Annotated in this window: 24 protein-coding genes; 20 read left to right on the top strand and 4 right to left on the bottom strand. The window is 68.7% G+C overall.

Translation table 11 applies throughout. From position 1 onward, the window contains the following. The first annotated feature begins 26 nt into the window (after positions 1-26). From UC35_RS22325 to UC35_RS22315, 3 genes are all read left to right on the top strand, one after another. Entirely contained in the window at positions 27-935 is a 909-nt protein-coding gene (locus tag UC35_RS22325; protein ID WP_082793447.1) for an alpha/beta hydrolase, read from the top strand. After that, the gene (locus UC35_RS22320; protein WP_061503494.1) at positions 932-1798 is read left to right on the top strand and encodes a YbgC/FadM family acyl-CoA thioesterase; all 867 of its coding nucleotides are present in this window, start codon (positions 932-934) and stop codon (positions 1796-1798) included. The genes UC35_RS22325 and UC35_RS22320 overlap by 4 nt, the downstream gene beginning before the upstream one ends. 103 nt (positions 1799-1901) lie before the next feature. Next, the gene (locus UC35_RS22315) at positions 1902-4007 is read left to right on the top strand and encodes an O-antigen ligase family protein (RefSeq protein WP_061503493.1); all 2106 of its coding nucleotides are present in this window, start codon (positions 1902-1904) and stop codon (positions 4005-4007) included. Here UC35_RS22315 and UC35_RS22310 read toward each other — a convergent pair. Beyond that, the gene (locus tag UC35_RS22310; RefSeq protein ID WP_061503492.1) at positions 4004-4915 is read right to left on the bottom strand and encodes a YgfZ/GcvT domain-containing protein; all 912 of its coding nucleotides are present in this window, start codon (positions 4913-4915) and stop codon (positions 4004-4006) included. The genes UC35_RS22315 and UC35_RS22310 overlap by 4 nt on opposite strands. Before the next feature lie 206 nt (positions 4916-5121). Here UC35_RS22310 and mltG point away from each other — a divergent pair, with 206 nt between their 5' ends. The 11 genes from mltG (at position 5122) to UC35_RS22255 (ending at position 17370) form a co-directional block, all read left to right on the top strand. After that, entirely contained in the window at positions 5122-6117 is a 996-nt protein-coding gene (gene mltG, locus UC35_RS22305; protein WP_061503491.1) for an endolytic transglycosylase MltG, read from the top strand. 58 nt (positions 6118-6175) lie between these two features. Then, positions 6176-6811, top strand: coding sequence for a dTMP kinase (gene tmk / locus UC35_RS22300; RefSeq protein WP_061503490.1), 636 nt, complete (start codon positions 6176-6178; stop codon positions 6809-6811). Then, positions 6808-7809, top strand: a complete 1002-nt coding sequence (locus tag UC35_RS22295) for a DNA polymerase III subunit delta' (RefSeq protein ID WP_061503489.1) — start codon at positions 6808-6810, stop codon at positions 7807-7809. Before tmk ends, UC35_RS22295 begins: the two co-directional genes overlap by 4 nt. Next, a complete protein-coding gene (locus tag UC35_RS22290) occupies positions 7806-8174 on the top strand; it encodes a PilZ domain-containing protein (protein WP_061503488.1) in 369 nt (122 codons plus the stop codon). Before UC35_RS22295 ends, UC35_RS22290 begins: the two co-directional genes overlap by 4 nt. Before the next feature lie 349 nt (positions 8175-8523). After that, complete coding sequence (locus UC35_RS22285; RefSeq protein WP_061503487.1) at positions 8524-9330, top strand: TatD family hydrolase; 807 nt, start codon at positions 8524-8526, stop codon at positions 9328-9330. Continuing rightward, positions 9327-9986, top strand: a complete 660-nt coding sequence (locus UC35_RS22280) for an ankyrin repeat domain-containing protein (protein WP_061503486.1) — start codon at positions 9327-9329, stop codon at positions 9984-9986. Before UC35_RS22285 ends, UC35_RS22280 begins: the two co-directional genes overlap by 4 nt. Before the next feature lie 181 nt (positions 9987-10167). Further along, entirely contained in the window at positions 10168-11871 is a 1704-nt protein-coding gene (locus tag UC35_RS22275) for a DUF1302 domain-containing protein (RefSeq protein WP_227820411.1), read from the top strand. A 10-nt stretch (positions 11872-11881) separates the two neighbouring features. Next, a complete protein-coding gene (locus tag UC35_RS22270; RefSeq protein ID WP_061503485.1) occupies positions 11882-13231 on the top strand; it encodes a DUF1329 domain-containing protein in 1350 nt (449 codons plus the stop codon). A gap of 11 nt (positions 13232-13242) precedes the next feature. Further along, positions 13243-14217: a WD40/YVTN/BNR-like repeat-containing protein gene (locus UC35_RS22265; RefSeq protein WP_061503484.1), complete on the top strand. Its 975-nt coding sequence runs from the start codon at positions 13243-13245 to the stop codon at positions 14215-14217. A gap of 113 nt (positions 14218-14330) precedes the next feature. Next, positions 14331-16721: an efflux RND transporter permease subunit gene (locus UC35_RS22260; RefSeq protein WP_061503483.1), complete on the top strand. Its 2391-nt coding sequence runs from the start codon at positions 14331-14333 to the stop codon at positions 16719-16721. A 7-nt stretch (positions 16722-16728) separates the two neighbouring features. Further along, entirely contained in the window at positions 16729-17370 is a 642-nt protein-coding gene (locus UC35_RS22255) for a DsbA family oxidoreductase (protein WP_061503482.1), read from the top strand. A gap of 16 nt (positions 17371-17386) precedes the next feature. Here UC35_RS22255 and UC35_RS22250 read toward each other — a convergent pair whose 3' ends face one another. Continuing rightward, a complete protein-coding gene (locus tag UC35_RS22250; protein ID WP_061503481.1) occupies positions 17387-18430 on the bottom strand; it encodes a GlxA family transcriptional regulator in 1044 nt (347 codons plus the stop codon). 92 nt (positions 18431-18522) lie between these two features. Between UC35_RS22250 and UC35_RS22245 the strand changes: the two genes are divergently transcribed. The 4 genes from UC35_RS22245 (at position 18523) to UC35_RS22235 (ending at position 21536) form a co-directional block, all read left to right on the top strand. Beyond that, entirely contained in the window at positions 18523-19902 is a 1380-nt protein-coding gene (locus UC35_RS22245) for a tetratricopeptide repeat protein (protein WP_061503480.1), read from the top strand. A gap of 399 nt (positions 19903-20301) precedes the next feature. Then, positions 20302-20502, top strand: coding sequence for a hypothetical protein (locus UC35_RS23810; RefSeq protein WP_145979576.1), 201 nt, complete (start codon positions 20302-20304; stop codon positions 20500-20502). Between the two features lie 44 nt (positions 20503-20546). Beyond that, on the top strand, positions 20547-21269 hold the full coding sequence (locus tag UC35_RS22240; protein WP_061503479.1) for a TraX family protein: 723 nt from the start codon (positions 20547-20549) through the stop codon (positions 21267-21269). Positions 21270-21329: 60 nt separating this feature from the next. Next, positions 21330-21536 (top strand): DUF6494 family protein, encoded by a 207-nt coding sequence (locus tag UC35_RS22235; RefSeq protein WP_061503478.1) that lies wholly within the window; start codon positions 21330-21332, stop codon positions 21534-21536. 28 nt (positions 21537-21564) lie between these two features. On the opposite strand, the gene UC35_RS22230 is transcribed toward UC35_RS22235, so the two are convergent. Next, positions 21565-21837, bottom strand: coding sequence for a zf-TFIIB domain-containing protein (locus tag UC35_RS22230; protein WP_061503477.1), 273 nt, complete (start codon positions 21835-21837; stop codon positions 21565-21567). A gap of 253 nt (positions 21838-22090) precedes the next feature. On the opposite strand from UC35_RS22230, the gene UC35_RS22225 reads away from it, so the two are divergent. Both UC35_RS22225 and UC35_RS22220 read left to right on the top strand, forming a co-directional pair. Next, entirely contained in the window at positions 22091-23593 is a 1503-nt protein-coding gene (locus UC35_RS22225) for a Do family serine endopeptidase (RefSeq protein WP_082793445.1), read from the top strand. Positions 23594-23668: 75 nt separating this feature from the next. Beyond that, entirely contained in the window at positions 23669-24316 is a 648-nt protein-coding gene (locus tag UC35_RS22220) for a dihydrofolate reductase family protein (protein ID WP_061503476.1), read from the top strand. A gap of 4 nt (positions 24317-24320) precedes the next feature. On the opposite strand, the gene UC35_RS22215 is transcribed toward UC35_RS22220, so the two are convergent. Continuing rightward, positions 24321-25283: a tripartite tricarboxylate transporter substrate binding protein gene (locus tag UC35_RS22215; RefSeq protein ID WP_061503475.1), complete on the bottom strand. Its 963-nt coding sequence runs from the start codon at positions 25281-25283 to the stop codon at positions 24321-24323. Positions 25284-25308: the final 25 nt, after the last annotated feature.

Below are 25308 nucleotides of genomic sequence, written 5' to 3'. Positions count from 1 at the left end.
CCCAGTACCCCCAGCTCACGCCCCCCATGCGTTCCGTGCTCGAGCGCATGGCGCGGGCGCCGTATCCGCCCATGTACACGCTCTCGCCGGCCGAGGCGAAGTCCAACTACGAGCTCGGCTCGGGCGTGCTCGAAGTGCCCAAGGCCGAGCTGGCGCGCATCGAGGACTTCAGCATCGAGGCCCGCGACGGCTACCGCATTCCGGCCCGGCTGTACGCGCCCGTGCGGGACCGGCTGCCGGTGCTGCTTTACTTCCACGGCGGCGGCTTCACCATCGGCAGCATCGCCTCGCACGACACCCTGTGCCGCGAACTCAGCCGGCTGTCGAACTGCGCCGTGGTCTCGGTCGACTACCGGCTGGCGCCCGAGCACCGGTTTCCGGTCGCCGTCGAGGACGCCTGGGACGCCACCGCCTGGCTGGCCCGGCACGGCCAGGGCCTGGGCGTCGATGCCGGCCGCCTCGCCCTCGGCGGCGACAGCGCGGGAGGCACGCTGGCCGCGGTCTGCGCCCTGATGGCGCGCGACCAGGGGCTGCCCGTCGCGCTGCAACTGCTGTTCTACCCGGGCGTGGCCGCCAACCAGGATGCGGCTTCGCACGGGCGCTTCGCGCACGGCCTGGTGCTGGAGCGCGCCCACATCGACTGGTTCTTCGCGCAGTACATCCCGCACGAGCAGCGCGAGGACTGGCGTTTCGCGCCGCTGAACGCCCCGGACGTCGAAGGCGTCGCGCCGGCCTGGTTCGGCCTGGCGGAGTTCGACCCGCTGGTCGACGACGGCATCGCCTACGCGGATAAACTGAGGGCAGCGGGCGTGGCCGTCGACCTGGAGATCTACCGGGGTGTCACGCACGAATTCATCAAGATGGGACGCGCACTGCGCGAGGCGCGCCAGGCCCACGCCGACGCCGCGCGGGCGCTCCAGCAAGCACTGACATGAAGAGACAAGACTTCCGATTCTTCCATCGCCTGCGGGTGCGCTGGGCCGAAGTGGACATGCAGAAAATCGTGTTCAACGCCCACTACCTGATGTACTTCGACACGGCGGTGGCCGACTACTGGCGCGTGCTGGCCATGCCGTACGAGGAGGCGATGCACCTGCTGGGCGGTGACCTCTACGTCAAGAAGGCCACCGTGGAGTTCCACGCTTCGGCCCGCATGGACGATCGGATCGAGGTGGGGCTCAAGTGCAATCGAATCGGCAACTCGTCGATGCAGTTCCTCGGCGCCATCTTCCGCGACAACGAACTGCTGATCACCTGCGAGCTGGTGTATGTGTTCGCCGACCCGGCCACCCAGACATCGAAGCCGGTGCCGACGCTGCTTCGCGAGGTGCTGCTCGGCTATGAGGCCGGCGAACCGGTCCTGCAGGTCCGGACCGGGAACTGGGCGGAGCTGGGTGAGGCGGCGGCGCGCATCCGCACCGAGGTCTTCGTCGAAGAGCAGCGCGTGCCCAAGGAAATGGAATGGGACGAGGTCGACCCGCAGGCGCTGCACGCGGTCGCCTACAACCGCCTGGGCCAGGCGGTGGCCACGGGGCGCCTGCTGCCCTCCCGGGAGGGTGTGGCCTGGATCGGCCGTGTCGCGGTGAACCGCGTGCTGCGTGGCACGGGTGTCGGACGCGAACTCATGCAGTGCCTGCTGCAGGCGGCGCGCAGGCGGGGCGACCGCGAAGCCGCGCTGCACGCCCAGCGCAGCGCCGAAGCCTTCTACCTGGGACTGGGCTTCGAAGCACGCGGCAGCGAATTCGAGGAAGTCGGCATTCCGCACATCGAGATGGCGCGGTCCTTGACGGCGATTTGACGTGGCCCGCAGGAACCCAAGCCCCGCGCCCGCAGCGGAGCCAGCCGCGCCTTGGCCCGGCCCGGCAGCCGGCGGCTGGGGCGCGACGGTCATCCTGGTCCTGATGATCCTGGTCACGCCCGCCGCGGGCGTGACGAACGAGGAGATGCTGCAGGACACGCTGAAGTCCGCGATCGTGTCCTGCTCCGCCCTGTTCGCCGCCCTGATGTTCTTCGCCGAGGAACGGCGCGGCAAGCGCCCGCTGCGCTGGCATGCCGCGCTGTGGCTGCCGCTGCTCCTCATGGCGTATGCGCTGGGCAGCATGACCTGGTCGCATGCCTACCTGGGCGGCGTGGAGGCGATCCGCTGGTTCGTGTTCGCAGTCCTGATGTGGCTGGCCCTGAACTGCTTCAGCCGCGAGCGCCTGCCGCTTCTGGCCTGGGGCATTGCCGCAGGCGCCGCGGTGGCGTGCGCCTGGGCCGCGCTGCAGTTCCTGGCCGACTTCAGCCTGTTCCCGCAGGGGCCGCATCCGGCGTCGACCTTCGTTAACCGCAACTTCTTCGCCGAGTTCGCCATCTGCACACTGCCCTTCGCCGCGCTCCTGCTGGCGCGGTCGCGGCAAAGCGCGATGGTGGCGCTGCTGTCGGCCCTGTGCGGCCTGATCGTCCTCACCCTCTTCATGACCGGCACCCGCGCCGCGCTGATCGCGCTGTGGCTGCAGCTGGGGGTCCTGTTCCCGCTGGTGGCCTGGCGCTGGCGCAGCCAGCTGGCCTGGCCCGAGTGGGGCCGCGGCACCCGCTGGATGGCGGCGGCCATCCTGCTGGCGGTGGTCGGCGGCCTGGGCTCGGTCCCGACGGCCGACGCGCAACTGGCCGCGGAAGCCCGCGGCGTGACGGCCCTGGAGCGGGCGTTCAAGCGCACCGCCTCGATCGGCCCCTCGGACTCGTCCTTTTCCATCCGCATGGTGATGTGGAAGGCGACCGGCCGGATGATCGCCGCGCATCCGCTGGCCGGCGTGGGCGCGGGCGCGTGGGAAAACCAGATCCCGCTGCACCAGGCCGACGGCGCCCAGCTGGAAACCGACTTCTACGTCCACAACGAATTCCTGCAGCTGGTCGCCGAATATGGCGTCGCCGGGTGGCTGTTCCTGCTCGGGCTTGCCGCCTGGCTGCTGCAGGCCGCGGTCCGCACCTGGCAGGCGCGAGCCGCCCCCGACGACGAGGAAGCCCCCTGGCGCGCGACGCTGCTGTGCAGCCTGCTGGCGCTGATGATCGTCAGCAACGTCGGCTTCGCATGGCGCATGGCCGCCACCGGCGCGATCTTCGCCTTGTGCCTGGGCGCACTGGCGGCTTCCGACGCGCGCCTGGCGCCGGCGCCGCGCTGGCGGCTCGCGCGCAACCTGGCATGGCGGCCGGCGTATTCGGTGCTGTCGATCGCGGCCGTGGCCTGCGCGCTGGGGCTGGCCGGCTACATCACCGTCCAGGCCGCGCAGGCCGAGCGCCACATCGTCCGCGCCGCGCGCCTCGCGCTCACGATCGCGGCCTCCGGAGATCCGAACTCGCCGCGCTGGGACCCGGCCAAGGCCCAGATGCTGACGCAGGCGCGCGAGGGCATCGCCATCAACCGCCACTACCGCAAGATCACGCCGGTGGTGGCCGACGAGCTGGCGCGCTGGGGCGACTGGAACAACGCGATCTGGATCTGGGAAAGCGTGCTCTCGTCGCGGCCGTACGTGGTCGCCATCCTGACCAATGTGGCGCGTGGCTACCTGGCCACCGGCCAGCCGGCGCGGGCGGAGGAATACGTCGCGCGCGCCAAGCAGGTCCAGCCCGATGCGCGCTCGGTGCGCTCGGCCGAGGTGCTGCTGCTGGCGCGCACCGGACGCGACGCCGAGGCGCTGCAGCTTGGCCGCAAGGCCATCGAGGACCGCATCTACGACTTTGACCTGAGCAACGCGGTCTTCGTGGTCGCCTGGCGCACACGCGACTTCGCCCTGGCCGAGCAGGCCATGCAGCTGCGCATGAACGGCTGGCCCGAGAGCCGGGTGCAGGGCTACATGCAGCTGGGCACCATGTATTGGCGCGAGGCCCAGGACCCGGACAAGGCACTGGCCGCCTACGGCCGCGCGCTGGCCCTGGCCGGCGAAGCCGAGCGCAAGCGCCTCTGGCCCGAGGTGCCGCCGGCACTGCGCGGCCGGATCGATCCTGCGCTGGTGCCGCTCGGTCCCTAGATGTCGGCGAGCAGGGGATAGGGCGGCGGTGAGATGCGCAAGGCCGGTCCTTGCGCGGCACCGGCGCTCACGCGGCCCGACTCGGCGGCGATGGTCTGCAGGGAGACGATGGCGTCCCAGCCGCCGGTGGGCGCGGCCGCGGCCTGCGCGACCAGGCCGCAGGGCTGGCTGGGATCGGAGTCGTGGAACAACTCCTGGCCGGCCACCAGTTTTTCTTCCGCGTGCGCGAGGTAGGCCCGGCGCTTGAGCGTGCCGCGAAACTGGCTGCGCGCCACCACTTCCTGTCCCGGATAGCAGCCCTTCTTGAAGTTGACCCCGCCGATGGATTCGTAGTTCAGCATCTGGGGCACGAAGGCTTCGACGATGGGGGCGGTGACGGTGGCGACGCCGCTGCGGACCTCGCTCCAGGCCCACAGGGCCGGATCGAGGACGCCGGTGGATGGCGCCGCCTCGCCGGCCGGCGTCAACCACAGCGCACGGGGCTGACCGTCCGCGGGATAGAGGGCGACGAGGGCGGCGCTGCCTTGCTGGACCAGCTCCCAGGGCGAATGCGCGACCAGGGTGCGCGCCGCTTCGCCGGCCAGGCCGCGAAGCTCGAACTCGGCGGAGGCATCGCGCAGCTTGGCCTTGGCGCGCAGCACGAACATCGACAGGCGCTTGAGCGTCGCCGGCAGGATGTCGCGGCTCATCACCAACAGGATTTCCGTCGGGCTGCGCTTGAAGCCGATGAAGCTCGCCTGCATGCGCCCCTTGGCCGTGCAGTACGCAGCCAGCCGCGCCTGGCCTGGCCCGAGCAGCGCGAAGTCGTTGGTCAACTGGCCCTGGAGGAAGCTGGCCGCGTCCTCGCCCGCGACCGCGACCACACCCAGGTGCGGCAGGGGTGTTACACCGTTGAGGACAGATGTCATCGCTGAATTATGACTACCGCTACGAATTTCCACTAAAAAATGCCACGGCACATTTACGGCACACCCCGCTATGAAAACCGTAGCAAGACCGTCATTCTCTAGAGGAGAAACTAAAGATCGCCGGGCGTTGCATCGCTGAATTATGATGGTCCGGTCATTTCACCTGGAGTCGTAGGGCCAGGGCCCTTGGCCCGTCCACACTGTCGATGCGTCGCTTCTTTCTGACGGTTTTCTTCCTGATGGTCCTGATGGGTGCCGCTGCGGCGGGTTGGGGCCTGTGGTGGGTGAACCAGCCCCTGCGCATGGCCGCGCCGCCTGTGGACCTATCGATCGAACCCGGCACGCTGCCGCGCAATGTCGCACAGGCGGTGAAGGATGCCGGCGTCGACGTTCAGCCCGACCTGCTCTACCTCTGGTTCCGTGTTTCGGGCCAGGGACGGTTGATCAAGGCCGGCAGCTACGAGCTGGAAGCGGGCATCACCCCCACGACCCTGCTGGCCAAGCTGGCGCGCGGCGAGGAGACCCTGCGCGCGGTGACCATGGTCGAGGGCTGGAACTTCCGGCAGGTGCGCGCGGCGCTGGACAAGGCGGAGGCGCTCAAGCCCGAAACGCGCGGACTGAGCGACGAGGCCGTGATGGGCCTGCTCGGGCGTGCCGGCCAGCATCCGGAAGGACGATTCTTTCCGGAGACCTACAACTATGCCAAGGGCTCCAGCGACGTGGCGGTGCTGCGGCGGGCCATGCGCGCGATGGACAAGCGGCTGGCCGAGGCCTGGGCCCAGCGCTCGCCGCAAACCGCGGCCAAGACGCCGGATGAAGCGCTGATCCTGGCCAGCATCATCGAGAAAGAGACCGGCCGGGCGGCCGACCGGCCGCTGGTGGCCGCGGTGTTCAATAACCGGCTGCGGGTGGGCATGCCGCTGCAGACCGACCCGACGGTCATCTACGGCATCGGCCCGTCCTTCGACGGCAACCTGCGCAAGAAAGACCTGCAGACCGACACGCCCTGGAACACCTACACGCGCGCCGGCTTGCCACCGACGCCCATCGCCATGCCGGGGCGGGCCTCGTTGCTGGCCGCGGTGCAGCCGGCGCCGGGCGGCGCGCTGTACTTCGTGGCGCGCGGCGACGGCAGCAGCCAGTTCAGCTCGAGCCTCGACGAGCATAATCGCGCCGTCAACAAATACCAACGCAAGCAATGAGCCGCACGGCCGCTCCGAAGGCTCATAGCACCGCAGCCCGCAGGGCGGAGGTTTCCGAATGACCCGCGGCCTGTTCATCAGTTTCGAAGGCATCGACGGCGCGGGCAAGTCCAGCCATGTGCAGGCGCTGGCCGAGGCCTTCCGGGCGCAGGGCAGGGCGGTCACGCTGACGCGCGAGCCGGGCGGCACGCCGCTGGCCGAAAAGCTGCGCGCGCTGGCGCTGAACGAACCCATGGACGCGCTGACCGAAGCACTGGTGATGTTCGCGGCCCGGCGCGATCACCTGCTGCAGGTGATCGAGCCGGCACTGGCGCGCGGCGACGTGGTCCTGTGCGACCGTTTCACCGACGCGACCTTCGCCTACCAGGGCGGCGGACGGGGCTTCGACTGGTCGGTGCTGTCCCAGCTCGAGCGCTGGGTGCAGGCGACACACCACGCGGCGCTGCGCGAGCCCGACCTGACGCTGCTGTTCGAACTGGACCCGGCCATCGCGGCCCAGCGCCTGGCCGGCGCGCGCGTGCCGGACAAGTTCGAGTCGCAGCCGGTCGAATTCTTCACCCGCGTGGCCGCTGGCTACGGCCGGCGCGCCGCGGCCGATCCCGCCCGCTTCGGCCGCATCGACGGCGACCAGCCCCGCGATGCCGTCTGGCAGGACGTGCTGCGCTGCGTGCGCGAGCGCGGGTGGCTGTCGTGAGCGGTGTGGCCCCGTGGATCGCGGCCCAGGCGCAGCGCCTGCTGGCGCAGCGCGGCCATGCCTTGCTGCTGCAAGGACCTTCCGGACTGGGGCAATACACCCTGGCGCTGGCGCTGGCGCGCGCCTGGCTGTGCGAGCAGCCCAGCCCCGCGGGCGCCTGCGGGGCCTGCGAAAGCTGCCATGCGATCGAGGTCCGCACGCACGCCGACCTGGCGGTGCTGATGCCGGAGACGGCCATGATGGCGCTGGGCTGGCCCCTGAGTGAAAAGGCCCAAGCCGAGATCGACGACAAGAAGCGCAAGCCCAGCCGCGAGATCCGGATCGAAGCCATGCGCGATGCGATCGAGTTCGCGCAGCGCACCAGCGGGCGGGGACGCGGCAAGGTGGTGCTGGTGTATCCGGCCGAGCGCATGAACGCGTTCACCGCCAATGCGCTGCTGAAGACGCTGGAAGAGCCCCCGGGCGACGCCCGCTTCGTGCTGGCCAGCGAAGCGGCGCACCAACTGCTGCCCACGATCCGCAGCCGATGCATGGCGCACACCATGGCCTGGCCCGGCGAACCGGACGCTGTGCGCTGGCTGCAGGAGCAGGGCGTGGCCGCGACCGACGTGGCGCCTCTGCTGCGCGCGGCCGGCGGCCGGCCCGAGGACGCGCTGGCGTATTCTCGCGCCGGCATCGATGCCCGGCGCTGGGCTGCGCTGCCGCAGGCCATGGCGCGCGGCGACGTCGGCGCGATCGCCGGCTGGACGCCGGCCCAGGCCGTGGACGGACTGTTGAAGTTATGCCACGACCTGATGGCCGCCGGCTGCGGCGCGGCGCCCCGGTTCTTCGAAGCCAAGGACCTGCCGCCGGCGCCTTCCCAAGCAGCGCTGGGTGGCTGGTCGCGCGAACTGGCTGCGACCTTTCGCACGGTCGAACACCCGTTCAACGCAGGCCTGCTGTTCGAGGCGCTTGTGAGCCGGGCCCGCTCGGCCCTACACTCGGGCCTGAACCGATGAGTACTCCACCAGCTGCATCCACCGCGCCGCGGCCCAGCGTCATCCAGCTGGCCATCAAGGAAAAAGCCGCGCTCTACGCCGCCTACATTCCGCTCTTTGCCGACGGCGGCATGTTCATTCCGACCACGCGCGACTACAAGCTCGGGGACGACGTGTACGTGCTGCTGTCCTTGCCCGAGGACCTGCAGCGCTACCCGGTGGCCGGCAAGGTGGCCTGGGTCACGCCGGCCCGGGCGGCGGCCAACCGCACCCAGGGCGTGGGCATCCGGTTTCCTGCCGACGACAAGTCGAAGGCGCTCAAGACGAAGATCGAACAGATCCTCGGGGCGCACCTGGGCTCCGAGCGGCCCACCCAGACCATCTAGTGTCCTGTCCCGCAAATAACTGACATTTCGCTGCGCCGTATGGGGGCGCAGGCAAGGCGCGGGTGCGGGTCAAGCCTGGGCGGCTTGACCCGTGGCCGCAACGCGGCATGCGCCCCCATACGGCGCAGCCCGAAGGGTTCGGCGCCTGCGGGGCCCTCGGCGGGCGCCCAGAGGGGGTCAAGACACCCAGTCTTGACCCCCTCTGGCCACCCACCGATCATCCCCGCAGGCATCCGAACGAAATGCCAGTTATTTGCGGGACAGGACACTAGGGCCTGTTCACGGGCTTTGGGCGCGCCGCGCCCACGGCTGGGGCAATCGGCCGTCCCCGCGCCCTTAGCATTGGCGCATGTTCGTCGATTCCCATTGCCATCTTTCCTTTCCCGAGCTCGCGACCGAGCTGCCCCAGATCCGCGAGGCCATGGCGCGTGCGCAGGTCGACCGGGCGCTTTGCATCTGCACCACCCTGGAAGAATTCGAAACGGTCCACGGGCTGGCCCTGGCCTATGACAACTTCTGGGCCAGCGTCGGCGTGCATCCGGACAACGAGGGCGTGACCGAGCCCGGGCTGCAGGACCTGGTCGATCGCTCGGGCCTGCCGCGTGTGGTCGCCATCGGCGAGACCGGGCTCGATTACTACCAGATGGACGAGCGCAAGGGCGGGCGCAGCATCGCCGACCTGGAATGGCAGCGCCAGCGCTTTCGCACCCACATCCGCGCGGCCCGGCAGGTGGGCAAGCCCCTGATCATCCACACCCGGGCCGCCTCGGCCGACACCATCGCCATCCTGAAGGAGGAGGGCGAGGACGGCTCGGCCGGTTGTGCCGGCGGGGTGTTCCACTGCTTCACCGAGACCGCCGAGGTCGCGCGGGCGGCGCTGGACCTGGGCTTCTACATCTCCTTCTCCGGCATCATCACCTTCAAGAATGCGCAGGACCTGCGGGATGTCGCGGCCTTCGTTCCCGCGGACCGGCTGTTGATCGAGACCGACAGTCCCTACCTCGCGCCGGTGCCGTTTCGCGGCAAGACCAACAACCCGTCCTACGTCCCCTACGTGGCCCGGCAGATCGCCGAGGTCCGGAAGATGCCCCTGGAGGATGTCGCCAAGGCCACCAGCGACAATTTCGAGCGCCTGTTCAAGGGAGTTGTGGTGTGAGAAGTTACCTGAAGAAGCTCGTCTATCTCATTGTCATTGTTTGCATTTCGTCGGCGAATGCGGGCTCCTATGACGACTTCTTCATTGCCTTGAAGCAGGATGACCCGGGCACGATCACTCGCCTGCTCCAGCGCGGATTCGACCCGAACACGCCCAGCCCCGAGGGCCTGGATGGCCTGTACCTGGCGCTGCGCGACGGCTCGCTGAAGGCCGCCCGGGTTCTGATCGACTGGCCCAAGACCGACATCGAGAAGCGCACGCCGCAGGACGAAAGCCCGCTGATGATGGCCTGCCTGCGGGGGCAGCTGGAGGTCGCGCGCCGGCTGATCGAGCGCGGGGCCGACGTCAACAAGCCGGGCTGGGCCCCGTTGCACTACGCGGCAACCAACGGCCACCTGGCGATCATCGAACTGCTGTTGGACCGCCATGCCTACATCGACGCCGAGTCTCCCAACGGGACCACGCCGCTGATGATGGCCGCCCACTACGGCTCGCCGCAGGCGGTCAAGCTGCTGCTGGAGTCCGGGGCGGACGCGACGATGAAGAACCAACAAGGGCTCTCGGCACTGGATTTCGCGCACCGCGGCAACCGCCGGGACTCGGCCGAATTGATCTCCGCGGCCCTCAAGGCGGCCCAGCCGGCAGGCAGCCGGTGAGAATAATTTTGCGGAATCAGCGCGGCTGAAGCCGCTTCTTACGAAACCAAGCTCGGGAGTACCCCATGCCCCCCGCCCAAGAGGGGGGAATAGAGGCCCTCTGTCTTAAAAAATCGCCTCCGGTGCTGCCAGGGGCGCGCGTGGTGCGCGACGGCAGTTGACACCCCCCAGAGGAGATCCCGTGAGCCAATACCAATTCCCCGCCCGGGGACGCGCCCCGCTGAGCGGCGGCAAACTCAACGCCGTTGCAGCCGCCGCCATGCTCGTGGTGGCCTGCGGCACAGCCCAGGCCTTCGAATTCGACACCGGGAACCCGGACCTGTCGGTTCGCTGGGACAACACCGTCCGCGCCAACTTCGCCACCCGCGTGGAAGAGCGCGATCAGAAGATCGGCAACTCGGCACTGTCCGACGAAGGCACCTACAGCTTCGACAAGGGCGACTCCGTGGCGCAGCGCCTGGACCTGCTGTCGGAGCTGGACGTCATCTACAAGAAGCGCTATGGCTTCCGCGTGAGCGGCGCCGGCTGGTACGACGCGGCCTATGACGGCAAGAGCAAGAGCAATCCGAATCCGCCGCTGGTCAACATCCCCAGCTACATCGGCAACAACTACAGCGCCTACACCAAGCGTTTCTACCGCGGTGGCTCGGGAGAACTGCTCGATGCCTTCGTGTTCGGCGGCTTCGACGTGGGTGACGTGGGCGTGCAGGCCAAGGCCGGCCGCCACACGCTCTATTGGGGCGAATCGCTGTTCCTCGGCGGCCACCTGCACTCCATTTCCTACTCGCAGAACCCGCTCGACCTGCAGAAGGGCTTCGCCACCCCCGGTACCGAGGCCAAGGAACTGTTCCGTCCGCTGAACCAGCTGTCCGCCCAGGCGCAGCTGACCGACACGCTGTCCGTCGCCGGCCAATACATGCTGGAGTGGGAAGCCGCGCGCTACCCCGAAGGCGGCACCTACCTCGGGCCGGTGGACTTCGTCTTCAACGGACCGGACCGCCAGTTCCTGTCGCCGGCGGCGGGCTTCGCGACCCGCGGCGCCCCGTCCGAGCCCAAGCAGCGCGGCGAGTGGGGCCTGTCGGCGCGCTGGAGTCCCGCGTGGCTGGACGGCACGATGGGCTTCTACTACCGCAACTTCGCCGACAAGCTGCCGCAGACGCTCATCACCCAGGGCGGCGCAGGCACCACGCGCTACAACCTCATCTACACCGACAACATCGACCTGTACGGCATCAGCCTGGCAAAGAACATCGCCGGCATCAGCGTTGGTGCGGAACTCTCGGCGCGCCACAACACGCCGCTGCAGAGCCAGGTGCTGGGCGTCGCCGTTGGCCTGCCGGCCCAGGGCGAGACCAAGGGCGCGCGCGGCGACACGCTGCACGCCCTGGTGAACGCCGCCGGCGTGATCAACAAGACCCCGATCTTCGACCAGGCCACCTGGATCGCCGAACTCCAGTGGTCGCAGTGGACCAAGGTGCGCAGCGGCAACAACCTGTTCAATGCCCTCGGCTTCTCGGCCAATTGCAGCGGCGCCAATGCCGACAAATGGAACGGCTGCTCCACCAAGGACTACGTGGGCACGAGCCTGGGCTTCACCCCGACCTGGTATCAGGTATTCCCGGGTGTGGACCTGTCGGCGCCCGTCACCTACGCTATCGGACTGTCGGGCAACGCCGCGACCGTGTTCGGCGGCAACGAGGGCCTCGGCAACTACAGCGTCGGCCTGGGCGCCGACGTGCAACAGAAGTACCGCTTCGACCTGAAGTACATCGACTTCGTCGGCCGCTACAAGGACAACGGAACCGCGGTCACCGCCACCAACGGCCTGACCACCTTCCTGAAAGACCGGGGCTTCGTGAGCCTCACCTTCAAGACCACCTTCTAAAGGAAACTCCATGAAGTCAACCCACCGCTTCGCCCTGTCGGTGCTTGTCGCCGCCAGCGCGATCGCAGCCCAGGCTGCCATCACCGCCGACGAGGCCAAGACCCTGGGCACCACGCTGACCCCGGTCGGCGCGGAGAAGGCCGGCAACGCCGCCGGCACCATTCCCGCCTGGAACGGCGGCCTGACCACGCCGCCCGCCGGCTTCAAGCCCGGCGACGGCATCCGTCCCAATCCGTTCGCGTCCGAGAAGCCGCGCGTTCAGATCGACGGCAAGAACATGGGCCAGTACGCCGCCAACCTGACCGAAGGCACCAAGGCGATGCTGCAGAAGTACCCCACGTACCGCGTGGATGTGTACCCGACCCATCGCACCGTGGCGTTCCCGAAGTTCGTGACCGACAACACGGCCAAGAACGCGGTCAAGGCCAAGACCCTGAACGACGGCAAGTCCATGGAAGGCGCGCATGCCGGCTTCCCGTTCCCGATCCCGAAGACCGGCAACGAAGCGATGTGGAACCACCTGGTGCGCTTCAACGGCCAGGCCTACGAGTCCAAGTACCGCAACCTGAACGTGGACGCCAGCGGCCGTCCGGCCCTGGCCACCGAAGGCGTGAGCGTGCAGGAGTACCCGTTCTGGGACAACAGCAAGCAGAGCGCAGAGACCTTCTGGCGCATCAAGCTGACCTACACCGGCCCGGCCCGCCGCGCGGGTGAGGCGCTGATGCTGATCGACCCGCTGGACATCGGCACCAAGGACCGCCGCGCCTGGAGCTACCTGCCCGGCCAGCGCCGCACGAAGGTGGCGCCGGACCTGGCGCACGACACGCCCAACCCCGGCACCGCCGGCGCGACGACGTTCGACGACACCTTTATCTTCAACGGTTCCATGGACCGTTTCGACTTCAAGCTCGTGGGCAAGAAGGAGATGCTGGTGCCGTACAACGCGTATGCCGCGGTGTACCAGTCCAAGCAGGATGAGCTGCTCAAGCCCAACCACCTGAACCCGGACTTCGTGCGCTGGGAACTGCACCGCGTGTGGGTGGTCGAGGCCACGCTGAAGGAAGGCAAGCGCCACGTCTACAGCAAGCGCACCTTCTACCTGGACGAGGATTCCTGGATGGCGCTCGCCAGCGACGAATACGATGCCCGCGGCCAGCTCTGGCGCACCGGCTTCGCCTACATGGCGCCCAGCTACGACCTGCCGGCTCCTTACACCGACATGTTCAGCCACTACGACCTGGTGTCGCGCGCTTACCAGCTGACCGGCTTCATCGCCGAAACCGGCGGCCTGAAGCACACCAAGCCGCTGGCTGACCGCGAGTGGACGGCCGACTCCCTGGCCGGCTCGGGCGTCCGCTGAAGACTGCAGCCATGAAGCGTCGCCTGATGCTCACCGCGTGCCTCGCCGGGGCGGCCATGGCTGCTGCCATGGCGGCCACCGGCGCCACGCAAGGCTGGGTGGACGTGCTGGACCAACCCGCGGTGAAGAGCCCACTGGCCGCGCGCGGGTTGATCAACGGCATGGCGCTCGCTGGGAAGCGCGTCATCGCCGCTGGCCAGCGTGGCCACATCCTGTACTCCGACGATGCGGGCGAGACCTGGAAGCAGGCCGATGTCCCGGTCAGTTCGGACCTGGTGTCCGTGCACTTCCCCACGCCGCAAAAGGGCTGGGCCGCCGGACACGATGGCGTCATCCTGCACAGCAGCGATGGCGGCCAGCACTGGACGAAGCAGCGTGACGGACGCCCGGACGCGGCCGATGTCCCGGTGCTCGACGTCTGGTTCGAAGACGAGCGCAACGGCTATGCCGTCGGCGCCTTCGGCCTCCTTCTGCGCACCGCCGACGGCGGCGCCAAGTGGGAGTCCGTGCAGAATGCCAGCGACAACCCCAAGAGCATGCACCTCTATTCGGTGCGTGGGGTCGGGGGCGACATCTACGCCGTGGGCGAGCAGGGCCTGGTGCTCAAGCTCGATCGCGCAAGCAGCCGGTTCAACGCGCTGACGCTGCCCTACAACGGCACGCTGTTCGGCATCACCGGCACCACCGGCGCCCTGGTCGTCCATGGCCTGCGTGGCAACGTGCTGCGCAGCACCGACGGCGGGACGAACTGGCAAGCCGTGGCCACCCAAATCCCCGTGGGACTGACGGCAGCCACCGTCGATGTCGGCGGCCGCATTGTGCTGGCCAGCCAGGCCGGCCACCTGCTGGCCAGCAGCGACAACGGCGCGAACTTCGCACCCGTGAAGCTGGAGCGGCCGTTCCCTGCCGCAGCCGTGCTGAGCGTTGCTCCCGGGCGCCTGCTGGTGGCGGGTCCGCGCGGCATCCAGGCCCAGCCGCTGCCCTGAGGCCGGCTCCCGCCTTTCATTGACAGAGCGTTGCGGGCCCGGCCCGCAACCCCAGACAACTCTCCACGCTGCCCGTCGCAGCGTGCACAAGCCCCTGGCACAAGGAGACCTCCATGCATGCCCCTGGCATTACCGCGGGTGACGCCGCCCCCAGCCTGGCCGATTTCGACCCCCGTTCGGGCTCGCGCCTGGAACGGCTGGTGTTCAACAACCGTGCCATGGTCCTGGCGCTGTGCCTGCTGCTCACGATCGTGCTGGGCTGGCTGGCGGCAGCCCGCCTGACGCTGAACGCGAGCTTCGACAAGATGATCCCGCGCAGCCATCCGTACATCCAGAGCTACCTGGAAAACCGGCTGGAGCTTCGGGGCCTGGGCAACTCGCTGCGGGTGGTGGTGGAAAGCCCCAAGGGCGACATCTTCGATCCCAAGTACATCGAGGAACTGAAGAAGATCCACGACGAGCTGTTCCTCACGCCTGGCGTCGACCGGGCCTGGGTGAAGTCGCTGTGGGCGCCCGGCGTGCGCTGGACCGAGGTGACGGAAGAGGGCTTCCGTGGCGGGCCGGTGATGCCGGACAACTACGACGGCTCGCAGCGCGCCAACGAGCAGCTGCGCGGCAACATCGCGCGCTCCGGGCTGGTGGGCAGCCTGGTGGGCAACGATTTCAAGTCCAGCATGATCGTGCTGCCGCTGCTCGACCAGGATCCGTCGGGTGGCCAGCGCATCGACTACCGCGCACTGTCGAAGTCGCTGGAGGACATCCGCGCGCGCTACGACGCGCAAGGCGACAAGGCGCCGGTGAAGCTGCACATCACCGGCTTCGCCAAGCTGGTGGGTGACCTGATCGACGGCCTGATGCAGGTCGCGCTGTACTTCGGCCTGGCGGCCTTGATCGCCGCGGCCATCATCTACGGCTACACGCGCTGCGTGCGCAGCACGGCGCTGGTGATCGCCTGCTCGCTGGCGGCGGTGGCCTGGCAGCTCGGGCTGGTAGCGGGCCTCGGCTTCGAACTGGACCCGTACTCCATCCTGGTGCCCTTCCTGGTGTTCGCCATCGGCGTGAGCCACGGCGCCCAGAAGATGAACGGCATCATGCAGGACATCGGCCGCGGCGCGCACAAGCTGGTGGCCGCGCGCTACACCTTCCGCCGCCTGTTCCTCGCCGGCCTCACCGCGCTGCTGGCCGATGCCGTGGGCTTCGGCGTGCTGATGGTGATCGACATCCCGGTGATCAAGGAACTCGCACTCTCCGCCAGCCTGGGCGTGGCGGTGCTGATCTTCACCAACCTCATCCTGCTGCCGGTGCTGCTGTCGTACGTGGGCGTGAGCGCTGAGGCCGCCTCGCGCAGCCTGCAGGCGGACACCAAGCAATCCGACAAGGGCGCCTTCGGCATGCTGGCGCGCTTCGTCGAGACACGCTGGGCCGCGACCGCGCTCGTGGTTGCCGGCCTGCTGACGGTGGGCGGCTATGCCGTGAGCACGCGGCTGGCCATTGGCGACCTGGACCCCGGGGCGCCGGAGCTGCGCGCCGACTCGCGCTACAACCGCGACAACGCCTACGTCACGAAGAACTACAGCCTGTCGAGCGACACCTTCGCCGTCATCGTGAAGACGCCCAAGGAAGGCTGCCTGAAGTACCAGACGCTGGTCGAGTCCGACCGCCTGGCATGGACCCTGCAGCAAGTGCCGGGTGTGCAGACCACGGTGGCCCTGACCAACGCGGTGCGCCAGATCACCGCCGGCACCAGCGAAGGCAGCCCCAAGTGGCTGACCATCGCGCGCAACCAGGACGTGCTGAATTACGGCGCCCAGCAGGCCAGCGTGAACAACCCCGACCTGTTCAACACCGACTGCTCGGTGATGCCGGTGATCGCCTACCTGTCCGACCATCGCGCCGAAACGCTGGACCGCGTGACCGCGACCGCCGCGCAGTTCGCGCAGGCTCACAACGCCGAAGACCGCCAGTTCCTGCTGGCTGCCGGCAGCGCCGGCATCGAGGCCGCCACCAACATCGTGGTGCGCAAGGCCTGGGTGCAGATGTTGCTGCTGGTGTACGCCGCCGTGATCGTGCTGTGCTTCATCACCTTCCGCAGCTGGCGCGCCGTCGTGGTCGCCGTGGTGCCGCTGGTGATCACCTCGGTGCTGTGCGAGGCGCTGATGGTGGCGCTGGGCATCGGCGTCAAGGTGGCGACGCTGCCGGTGATCGCGCTGGGCGTTGGCATCGGCGTGGACTATGCGCTGTACCTGCTGTCGGTGCAGTTGGCGCAGCAGCGCCAGGGCGTGCCACTGGCCACCGCCTACCGCCGCGCCCTGCAGTTCACCGGCAAGGTGGTGGTGCTGGTGGGCGTGACGCTGGCCGTCGGCGTGGGCACCTGGGCCTTCTCGCCCATCAAGTTCCAGGCCGACATGGGCATTCTCCTGGCGTTCATGTTCGTGTGGAACATGATTGGCGCCGTGGTGCTGATTCCCGCGCTGTCGCGCTGGCTGTTGCCGACCCGCGCTTGATGCATCGATGAGTCAGAAACTGAAGATCGACGTCTACGTCGAGCTGATCTGTCCGTGGTGCCTGATCGGCAAGCGCAACCTGTCCCTCGCGGTCGAGCAGCTTGCCGTCACCCTGCCCGAGCTTCACGTCGAGCTGGACTGGCACCTGGTGCAGCTGGTGCCCCAGGTGCCGCGTGAAGGCTGGCCCTTCGCCGAGTTCTACCTGCGCCGCCTGGGCAGCCCAGAGGCGGTCCGCCAGCGGCAGGCGCAGGTGAAGGCGGCGGCGGCGCAGGCCGGGGTCGACATCGACCTGGCCCGCATCCAGCGCTTCCCGAACACGACCCTGGCCCATCGGCTGCTGGCCCTGTGCGCGAAGCAGCGAGCCTTCGCGATGGATGCCCTGCTGGACCGCCTGTTCGCAGCCAACTTCCAGCGCGGCGAAGACATCGGAGACCTGGCCCTCCTGCTGGACATCGCGCAGGAGCTGGACCTGGATCGCGAAGCCGCGCGCGAGTGGCTGGCCACCGGGCCGGCGGAGTTGCCGGCCGAGCCGCCCCTGGTTTCCGCGGTTCCGCTGTTCGTGTTCAACGAACAGCTGGCCCTGTCGGGCGCGCAATCGCCCGAGGCGCTGCTGTCCGCAATCGGGAAGCAGCTTCGCGCATTGGCCTGATCGCCGTCCGGGTCCCTCATCCCGCCGCCACGCGGCGCAGCTGCTCGTTCAGCGCGCCGAAGCGGCGGCGGTAGTGTGCCGGGGTCAAGGCGACCTTGCGCCGGAACAGCCGGCTGAAGAAGCTCGCATCCTGGTAGCCCACCTCCACCGCCACCGCTTCCACCGGCAGCTCGGTGGATTCGAGCAGCTGCTTGGCTTCCTCCAGCCGGAGCATGTGGATGTATTCGAGCGGTGCCATGCCGGTGGCCTCGGTGAAGCGGCGCTTGAAGGTGCGCTCGGGCAGGCCCGACAGCGAGACCAGCTGCGACACCGGGTTCTCGAGTCCATAGTGATCGGCCGCCCACACCTGGCAGCGGGCGACCACCGGGTCCTCGGCGCGGCTGCCGCGGGTGAGCGACGAGTAGGCCAGGGCGCTCACGTCCTGCGTGGCGAGCAGGTTCACCCGCGCCACCTGCATCGCCTCCTCCGGCGACGCGAAGCGTGCAATCAAGGCCAGGGCCAGCAGGTGCCAGGCAGCGCCGCTGCCCGCCATCATGATGCGCTGCTGCGGCCCCGTCACCACCAGCATCCGTTCGGCGTTCCAGCGCGTGCGCGGGTAGTCGCGCGCCAGCAGGTCGCAGTAGGCCCAGTGCGAGGTCGCGTCGTGCCCGTCGAGCAGGCCGGTGCCGGCCAGCAGCAGGGCCCCGGAGCATGAGGAGCAAAGCGTGGCCCCCGCGTCCCAGGCCTGGCGCAGGTAGCGCAGTTCGGCGTCGAACATGCCGTCGGCCGCGGCGCCCGGCGGCAGCATCAGGTCGGTCACGCAAACGATGTCGGGCCGTGGGCATTCCGCGAAGCTGTCATCGGGCGTGATCCGGACCCCGTTGCCGGCTTCGAACGGCAAGCCATCGCGGCTGACCACGCGTGGGCGGAACGGCGAGTCGACAGCCTCGCCGCCGTGCAGCATCTGCCAGTCGCGCCGCGTGCCGGCCAGGATGTCGAAGAAGCCGTAGAGGGTCGCGGCCGATACCGCCGGCGTCCCCAGCAGCGCGACCGTGATGACATCACTGGATGAGGCTGGCACGTTTGTCCGCTTCCTTGCAGGAATGACTCTAGCCCCACGGGAAGCGCAAGACCAGACTTGCGCACACACTTACCCCGCACAGGAGAGTCACCATGGGCAAGCTCATCCACGAAGGTGCCGAGGAGCGCACCGCCGGCGCCGCGCAGGACGCGCGTGGCCTCGCCATCGGCACCCGGTCGGCTGAGGCGGCCGCCCGCGTCGAGACCGCGCTCGATGCCATGCTGTCGTACTTCGGCGACCCCCTGGCGCTGCTCGACGAGGCGATCGCGGCCGACCCGGGCTGGACCCATCCGCGCACGCTCAAGGCCGGCCTGCTCCTGACCATGGGCGAGCACGGCCCCTCGCTGCAGGCGCGGGATCTCCTCGACGAGGTGGAAGGCATGGGCGCGGGCAGCATCGCGCGCGAGCGCGCCCATTTCAAGGCGGCGCGTTGCGCGGCGGAGGGCGACTGGGACCGGGCTTGCGCGCTGTGGGATGCGATCCTGGTCGAGTGGCCGCGCGACGTGGCGGCGCTGCTGTTCGCGCACCTGTTCGATTTCTATCGCGGCGACGCGCTCAACCTCAAGCGGCGTCCGCAGCGCGTGCTGCCGCACTGGTCGCGCGCGATGCCGCTGTACGGCTACGTGCTCGGGATGCATGCCTTCGGCCTCGAGGAATCCGGCCACTACGCCGAAGCCGAGGACACCGGGCGGGCCGCGCTCGGGGTGAACCCGCGCGACCCCTGGGCGGTCCATGCCGTCACCCATGTCTTCGAGATGGAAGGACGGCATCGCGACGGGGCGCACTGGCTTGAATCACGCCGGGCGGACTGGGCGGTGGACAACGGCTTTTCGTATCACAACTGGTTCCATGCCGCGCTGTTCGCGATGGAGTCCATGGACACCGCCGCCGCGCTGGCCATCTTCGACGCGCAGCACGCGCCGGCCACCGACATGGCGTTGCAACGGGTCGACGGCACCGCGGTGTTGTGGCGGCTGAAGTTGCTGGGTGTCGACGTGGCGCAGCGCTTTGACGCGCTGCGCCGCGGCTGGCAGACGCAGGCGCCCGACGCGGGTTTCTACGCCTTCAATGACCTGCACGCCCTCATGGCCCACATTGGGGCGGCGGATCCTGCGGACATGGAGGAAGCAGCCGACGCGCTGGCCGCCGCCATGGACCGGCCCGGCAGCGGCGGGTCCACCAACCTGCGCATGTCGTCCGAGGTGGGACTGCCGCTGGCACGCGCCTTCATGGACTACGCCCGCGGCAACTGGGCGGCCGCAGCGGACGGCCTGTTCGCGGTGCGCGACCGTGCCCATGGTTTCGGCGGCAGCCACGCGCAACGCGACATCCTCACGCTGACGCTGATGGATGCCGCCATTCGCGCGGGGCAGGGCGCACTGGCCACGCACGTCCTGCATGAGCGCTTCCCCGCGAAGGCGCGGACGCCGCTCACCGAATACTGGCAGGAGCGGATCGGCGCGGCGCACTGAAAGCACCGGTGTGCTGGCGCCTTCGCGATCGGGCAGTCTTGCACAGCCTGTTGTATGTGTCCGTTCGCCGGTGATTGAGTCCGAATGGCGGGAGTCCTGGCGGCGTCGATTGGGCGCTGTAACCAGATGCACATGTCAGTTTGGTGACAGGTTTTGCCGCAACGGCTTAGCTGCCGGCAATCCTGTTTTTCTGACGGCGGAAGGCGGATTGATGGTGCAGGGCTGCAGAGAGTGAAGCTGCGGCTCGTGCAATTCCTTGGGAAATTCCTCCGCTTTCGAGGCCACGAGGAAACCCTAGTTGGCTCCGTTTGCGGCTTGCGCGTTGTCTGGATACGGTCGCGCGTTTCGGTCGCCGGGCAGCCGACGACGCTTCCACGCAAGGCAGGCATGAACAGGACCATGAACTCCGAACACGCTGGCAATTCGGTATTTGCCGCTTCCGCCCAGGGGACACGGGCGGCGCATCTGATGCGAATGGCTGTGCAGCGCGAACTCGAAAGTGAACTGCGCGGCCTGATCATGGCCGCTCGCCTCCACGGCTTCCGGCTCGCCATCGAGGGCGAAGACATGAGCTATCGCGCCATCGACACGAACGGGTGACGCGCGGGGGGGCGCGCCGGCAGCCCCGCGTACAAAATCCGGCCATGGAAGCCGGCCGCTCGTCCGCTGCCCAGGGAGCCATCCTGGCCTACACGGACGGCCAGCTCGAGTTGCTGAAGTGGATCGCGCTCGCATCGATGTTCATCGACCACTTTGGCCGTCACCTTTTTGGCTGGGGCCAGGACAGCTGGGTGTACTCGGTCGGCCGCATCGCGTTCCCGCTGTTCGCGATGGTCCTGGGCCTGAACCTCGCGCGCCCCGGCGATCGCGCCGGGCGCGCGGCGCGCAGCGCCCGCCGGCTGGCCCTCTGGTGCGCCGTTTCGGTCGTTCCCTCGATCCTGGCGCGCGACGAGCCCAGGGTCGTCAATGTGCTGGGCACGCTGGGGCTGGGCGCCGCGCTGTGCTGGGTGATCGAAAGCCGCGCCCCGGTGCCGGCGCGGGTCGCCGCCTGCATCGCGATCGCCATCGCATCGCTTCATGTCGAATTCGGGCTGGCCGGCGCGTTCCTGGTCGGCGCCGTCTACTGCTGGAAGACCGAGGCGCGGCCGGAGGCCGGGCTGCTGGCCGCGATTCTGCTGCTGGCGACCGCTTGGCTCAACAGCATCTTCGGCGGCGGCATGTACGGTCTGATCGGCACGCTGGCCTGCGTGCCGATCGCCTGGGCGGCGCAGCGCCTGCCCATGCAGCTTCCGCGAATGAAACTGGCCTTCTACCTGATCTATCCGGCCCACCTGCTGCTGATCGGCGTGGCCAAGCGGATGCTCTGAGGCTGCTGCGCGCCGCCGGCGATCGGGGCATGATGGCGGCTTGCTTACGAGGAGCACGCCATGAACGATGAAGAACTGAACATGAGCATCCGCAAGTTCCTGAAGGTGGTCGGCGTGAGCTCGCAGCGCGAAATCGAGAATGCGGTGTCACGCGCCCTGCAGCAGGCCGCGATTTCGGGCACCGAGACCTTGCCGGCCAAGATGACGCTGGAGGTGCCCGGACTGAAACTCAACGTGAGCTTCGACGGCGAGATCCGGCTTCAGTAGGGCGGGCCGGCGATTTGGCGCTGCACGCTCAATCGAAGTCGAACAGCTCGCCGAGGAAGCCCTCGCGCTTCTTCTTCCTGTAGTAGCCGCCGCTGCCCTGGGGCGCGGCGGCGGGGTATTGCGGTGGTGGCGCTTGGTGCTGCACGGCTGCGGGCGCCGCCTGTGGCGCCGCACGGTCGATGATCTTGTCGAGTTCGCCGCGATCGAGCCATACGCCGCGGCACTGCGGGCAATAGTCGATCTCGATTCCGCTTCGTTCCGCCATGGTGAGGTTCACGGTCTTACAGACAGGGCATTGCATGCTCGAGCTCCCCTGGGTCGCTGAAGTCCCATCTTCCCATGTGGTGGCTTGCTGGGGCGGGCTTGCCCGACCGTTGGGCGCTGCCGGGCTTGAGCTCGCCCGCCCGCGTATCCATGCGGGGGTCGGACGCGCCTACAGCGGGTTCCGAAAACGCCCTTCGTGCCGGCCACCGCCTGCCGGGGGATAAGCATTCATGGACGCGCGCGCATGCCCTCCAGGCTCAAGCGCGCCGACACATTTCCAGGAGATCCCCATGAGGCGAACGCTTTCACAGCTTTCCGTCCTGACACTTGCGGTCACGGTCCTGGCCGCGTGCGAGCCGCGACCTCCCCAGGCGCCGCCCACGCCGAAGGCGGCTGAGAGCGCGCCGGCTCCGACCGCGCCGCAGGCACAGCAGGCGGTGTCGCCGGCCGCCGCCGCATCCGCTGCCGTCGTCCCGCCGGACTTCACCGCGCTGGTCGAACGGGTCGGCCCGGCGGTGGTCAACGTCACGACCAGCGGCATGCGCGACCCGGCGTCCGATGCCGTGGGCCAGGGCCCGGGCGATCCGCTGCGGGAGTATTTCCGCCGCTTCAGGCCGCCGCGGCAGCAGGAAGTCCCCACGCGCGGCATCGGCTCGGGCTTCGTCATCGACGCCCAGGGTTACGTGCTGACCAATGCGCACGTGGTGGCCGGTGCCGACCAGGTGACGGTGCTCCTGCCCGGCAGCAAGCGCGAGTACAAGGCCAAGGTCATCGGCCTCGACCGGCAGAGCGATGTCGCGCTGCTGAAGGTCGAGGCCGCCAACCTGCCGGTGGTGACACTGGGCGATTCGGACAAGCTGAAGGCCGGCGAGTGGGTGGCCGCGATCGGCTCGCCGTTCGGCTTCGCCAACACCATCACCGCCGGGATCGTGAGCGCCAAGGAGCGCTCGCTGCCCGACGAGATCTATGTGCCTTTCATCCAGAGCGACGTGGCGGTGAACCCAGGCAATTCGGGCGGTCCGCTGCTCAACACGCGCGGCGAAGTTGTGGGCATCAACTCGCAGATCTACAGCCCCACCGGAGGCTACCTTGGGGTGTCCTTCGCGATTCCGATATCGGTGGCCATGGACGTCGCGCAGCAGCTGCGCACCGAGGGACATGTCACCCGGGGACGGCTGGGCGTGGGCATCCAGGAGATGAGCAGCCAGCTGGCGCAATCGTTCAAGCTGACGGACGCGCGCGGCGCCCTGGTCACCCTGGTGGACCGTGGCGGACCGGCGGACAAGGCGGGCCTCGCGTCCGGCGACGTGATTCTGCGCTTCGACGGCAAGGACGTCGCCGAGGCCGCCGACTTGCCGCGCCTGGTGGCGCGGACGAAGCCGGGCAGCGTGGTGGACGTCGAGGTTTGGCGCGACGCAGCGGGCCGTACGCTGAAAGCCACGGTCGGCGCGGTACCGCTGCCGCCAGAAGAGGCCAGGCGCGTTCCGTCCGGGAACGCATCCACCCGGCAAGGCAGCGGCAGCCTCGGCCTGGCCGTGAGGGAATTGCCGCAAGCCGGGCGGCGCGCCCTCGGGATCGACTACGGCCTGCTGGTCGAAGGCGTGTCCGGTGTGAACGCCGATGCCCCACTGCAACGCGGGGACGTCGTGGTCGCCGTCAACAACCAGAGCTTCAAGAGCCTGGACGAGTTCAAGCGACAGGTCGCCAAGGTCGCGCCCGGCGAAACCATCGCCTTGCTGGTGCGGCGCGGCGAGGCCAGCGCGTTCGTCCCGCTCAGGGTGGGCAAGGAATGAGCAGCCGATCCTGAGCAGTCTTTCCGAATCGGCCTAACATGAGGCGCGCCTTCAACGCCTCGTCCAGGAGTCCTCATGTCCCAACTTCGCGTCCAGAGCTTCACGCTCTCCCTCGACGGCTTCGGCGCCGGGCCCGACCAGGGTCTGCAGAACCCGCTCGGCGTCGGTGGCAGGGAGATGATGGATTGGATGCTCCATACGCGGGAGTGGCGCAAGATGCACGGCCAGGACGGCGGTGAGACCGGCGCCGACAACCGGATGGCCGAACAGGGCTTCCACAACATCGGCGCGTGGATCCTGGGGCGCAACATGTTCGGCCCGGTGCGCGGCCCCTGGCCGGACGACAGCTGGAAGGGCTGGTGGGGCGAGGAGCCTCCCTACCACGTGCCCGTCTTCGTGCTGACGCACCATGCGCGCGCGCCGATCGAGATGAAGGGCGGCACGGTGTTCCACTTCGTGACCGACGGCATCCAGGCCGCGCTGCAGCGCGCCCGGGCCGCGGCCGGCGGTCGCGACGTGCGCCTGGGCGGCGGCGCTGCTACCGTTCGCCAGTACCTGCAGGCCGGCCTGATCGACCAGCTTCATCTGGCGGTGCGGCCGGTGCTGCTGGGCAGCGGCGAGGCCCCGTTCCAGGGCCTCGACCTGCGTTCACTGGGCTACCACTGCACGGAATCGACCATGGGCGAGCGCGCCATGCACGTGGTCCTGCGCAGGACGCCCTAGTGCCTTACTTCTTGCCCAGGCCCATGCGGGCTGCGCCCTCGGTGTAGAGCTTGACCTTGCCGGCCATGAAGGCATCCATTTCCTCGAGGCCGACGTTCACCAGCTCGAAGCCGTTCTTGGCCGCGAGTTCCTTCATCTCGGGGTCGTTGTTCAGCGCGCGCCACAGGTCCGACAGCTTCTTGCGGGCCTCGGGCGAGGTCGACTTCGGCACGCCGATGCCGCGGTAGGCGCCGTCCACCCAGTCCACGCCCAGCTCCTTGAAGGTGGGCACGTCCGGCAGCAGCGGATGGCGCGTTTCCATCGCCACTGCGAGCGGACGCACCCGCTCCTTATTGTTGATGGCGAAGGGCGTGTAGGTCATGGCGCCGTCCACCTGCGCGCCCAGCACCGAGGTCGCCATGTCGCCCGTGCCCTTGAAGGGCACGTAGACGGTCTTGACGCCGAAGGCCGCATTCAGGCGCTCATGCGCGGCGTGGTTGGCGGAGAACTGGCCCGATCCACCCAGGCTGAGCTTGCCGGGGCTGGCCTTGGCCGCAGCGACGAAGTCCTGGAAGTTCTTGATCGCGCTTTGCGCCGGCACGACAAGGATGTCGGGCGTGAAGTGGAACCAGAACACCGGCGTGACATCGCCGGTCTTGTACTGCACCTGGCCCTCGATCGGCTGGAACACGATGTGCGGCAGGTTGACGCCCACCACGTTCACCCCGTCGGCGGGCAGCTGGTTCATCTGCGACCACATGAGAGCGCCGCCGGCGCCGGCCTTGTACTGGATGATGGCCTCGATGGCCGGGCACTTCTTCTTCAGCACCAGTTGCTGGTGACGCGCCGACAGGTCCGACTCGCCGCCGGGCGGGAAGGCCTGCCAGTACAGCACGTTCTTGTCCGGGCACGGCAGCTGCTGCGCCTGCGCCAGGGGCGCCAGCGCGGCAAGCGTGGCCAGTGAGAATCCGATCACGATCTTTTTCATGCCTTGTCTCCTTCGGGTTAAACAC

The organism is Ramlibacter tataouinensis (assembly GCF_001580455.1).
GTDB classification, from domain to species: domain Bacteria; phylum Pseudomonadota; class Gammaproteobacteria; order Burkholderiales; family Burkholderiaceae_C; genus Ramlibacter; species Ramlibacter tataouinensis_B.
This window is presented reverse-complemented; position numbering and strand designations above follow the sequence as displayed.